Genomic DNA, 3,216 nt, shown 5'->3' on the forward strand with positions numbered 1-3,216 from the left:
GCCTGGCAACGTTCTAGTCTCACAGGGCGTAAGCCCAACTACATTCGACGCTAAAGAGCTTAACTTCTGTGTTCGGTATGGGTACAGGTGTGTCCTCTTCGCTATCGCCACCAGACGAAAACTTCATATACATATTATATCATCTTTTTTCTTTTTGTCAACAGTTACTTCTAAAGAACTTTCACTTGATTAAGTCCTCGACCTATTAGTATTAGTCAGCTGAACACGTTACCGTGCTTACACTCCTAACCTATTCTCCTTGTCGTCTTCAAGGGGTCTTAATATCCGTGGGAAATCTCATCTCGAGGGGGGCTTCATGCTTAGATGCTTTCAGCTCTTATCCCTTCCGTATTTAGCTACCCAGCTATGCCACTGGCGTGACAACTGGTACACCATTGATACGTCCATCCCGGTCCTCTCGTACTAAGGACAGCTCCTCTCAAATTTCCTACGCCCACGACGGATAGGGACCGAACTGTCTCACGACGTTCTGAACCCAGCTCGCGTACCGCTTTAATGGGCGAACAGCCCAACCCTTGGGACCGACTACAGCCCCAGGATGCGATGAGCCGACATCGAGGTGCCAAACCTCCCCGTCGATGTGGACTCTTGGGGGAGATAAGCCTGTTATCCCCAGGGTAGCTTTTATCCGTTGAGCGATGGCCCTTCCATGCGGAACCACCGGATCACTAAGTCCTGCTTTCGCACCTGCTCGACTTGTATGTCTCACAGTCAAGCTCCCTTGTGCCTTTACACTCTGCAAATGATTTCCAACCATTCTGAGGGAACCTTTGAACGCCTCCGTTACTCTTTGGGAGGCGACCGCCCCAGTCAAACTGCCCACCTGACACTGTCTCCCGGTTTTCTATGCCGAGGGTTAGAATTTCAATACAGCAAGGGTAGTATCCCAACAACGCCTCCTCATACACTGGCGTGCATGATTCATAGGCTCCTACCTATCCTGTACATACTGCATCAAAATTCAATATCAAGCTACAGTAAAGCTCCATGGGGTCTTTCCGTCCTGTCGCGGGTAACCTGCATCTTCACAGGTACTATGATTTCACCGAGTCCATCGTTGAGACAGTGCCCAAATCGTTACGCCTTTCGTGCGGGTCGGAACTTACCCGACAAGGAATTTCGCTACCTTAGGACCGTTATAGTTACGGCCGCCGTTTACTGGGGCTTCAATTCATACCTTCGCTTTCGCTAAGCACTCCTCTTAACCTTCCAGCACCGGGCAGGCGTCAGCCCCTATACTTCACCTTACGGTTTTGCAGAGACCTGTGTTTTTGTTAAACAGTCGCTTGGGCCTATTCACTGCGGCCTACTCTCGTAGGCACCCCTTCTCCCGAAGTTACGGGGTCATTTTGCCGAGTTCCTTAACGATGGTTCTCTCGCTCACCTTAGAATTCTCTTCCCAACTACCTGTGTCGGTTTGCGGTACGGGCACCTCTTATCTCGATAGCGGCTTTTCTTGAGAGTTTGGCTTCATTGACTTCGCTACTTTGTTTCGCTCCCCATCACACTTCAGTCTTACGAGCAGCGGATTTGCCTACTACTCAACCTTTGTGCTTAGACGTCCTATTCCATCAGGACGATCAATTAGCCTCCTCTGTCCCCACTTCTCTCAAACGATATTTGGTGGTACAGGAATTTCTACCTGTTGTCCATCGGCTTCACCATTCGGCTTCACCTTAGGTCCCGACTTACCCAGAGCGGACGAGCCTTCCTCTGGAAACCTTAGTCATTCGGTGGATAGGATTCTCACCTATCTTTCGCTACTCACACCGGCATTCTCACTTCTAACCTCTCCACCTCGCCTTACAGCTCGGCTTCTACGATGTTAGAACGCTCTCCTACCATATAACATTAGTTATATCCGCAGCTTCGGTTGTATGTTTAGCCCCGGTACATTTTCGGCGCGATGTCACTCGACCAGTGAGCTATTACGCACTCTTTAAATGGTGGCTGCTTCTAAGCCAACATCCTGGTTGTCTGTGCATCATCACATCCTTTTCCACTTAACATACAATTTGGGACCTTAGCTGGCGGTCTGGGCTGTTTCCCTTTCGACTACGAACCTTATCACCCGCAGTCTGACTCCCGTTGATATTTATCTGGCATTCGGAGTTTGTCTGAATTCGGTAACCCGGGATGGGCCCCTAGTCCAAACAGTGCTCTACCTCCAGTAAACTCACAACGAGGCTAGCCCTAAAGCTATTTCGGAGAGAACCAGCTATTTCCAAGTTCGATTGGAATTTCTCCGCTACCCACAGCTCATCCAAACACTTTTCAACGTGTCCTGGTTCGGTCCTCCATTCAGTGTTACCTAAACTTCAACCTGGCCATGGGTAGATCACTTGGTTTCGGGTCTACTCCATCATACTATTTCGCCCTATTAAGACTCGCTTTCGCTTCGGCTCCATGTCTTCCACTTAACCTCGCATGATAAAGTAACTCGCCGGTTCATTCTACAAAAGGCACGCCATCACCCACAAAGGGGCTCTGACTACTTGTAAGCACACGGTTTCAGGTTCTCTTTCACTCCCCTCCCGGGGTTCTTTTCACCTTTCCCTCACGGTACTGGTTCACTATCGGTCACTAGGTAGTATTTAGCCTTACCAGATGGTCCTGGTAGATTCCGACGGAATTCCTCGTGTTCCGCCGTACTCAGGTGCTCTCTCTCGCCAACTTAGCATTTCGTATACAGGACTTTTACCTTCTACGGTCTAACTTTCCAGCTAGTTCTACTATACTTCGTCATACAATTTGTTGAGAGTCCTACAACCCCAATATGCAAGCACATTGGTTTGGGCTTTTTCCTTTTCGCTCGCCGCTACTCAGGAAATCGATTTTTCTTTCTCTTCCTACAGGTACTTAGATGTTTCAGTTCCCTGCGTTACCTCGCTTTCGCGTACCGCCCTTTTAAAAGCGGTGGGTTCCCCCATTCGGATATCTACGGCTCTTTGCTTACTTACAGCTCCCCGTAGCATTTCGTCGTTTGTCACGTCCTTCATCGGCTCCTAGTGCCAAGGCATCCTCCGTGCGCCCTTTACTACTTAATCGTGTGTAGCTTTTACGCTTCGTTCTTTTCCTTGAACTCTTTGTGAATAAGTTTTTACAACTTACTTACTTTTTTCTCGGTTTTGTAAATCTGTTTTTAATTTATAGAAAATTATTTTTGATCTAATATATATATTCAGTTTTCATTGT

The 3,216-nt window shown here is 48.2% G+C and carries 2 rRNA genes; both read right to left on the minus strand.

The annotated features are described in order from the left end of the window. A 5S ribosomal RNA gene (rrf, locus tag PNO30_RS08655) occupies nt 1–115 on the minus strand. Between the two features lie 70 nt (nt 116–185). Beyond that, nucleotides 186–3,068: ribosomal RNA gene (locus PNO30_RS08660) — 23S ribosomal RNA — on the minus strand. Nucleotides 3,069–3,216: the final 148 nt, after the last annotated feature.

It is taken from the genome of Gemella haemolysans, from assembly GCF_028308085.1.
In the GTDB taxonomy this organism is placed as follows: domain Bacteria; phylum Bacillota; class Bacilli; order Staphylococcales; family Gemellaceae; genus Gemella; species Gemella haemolysans_D.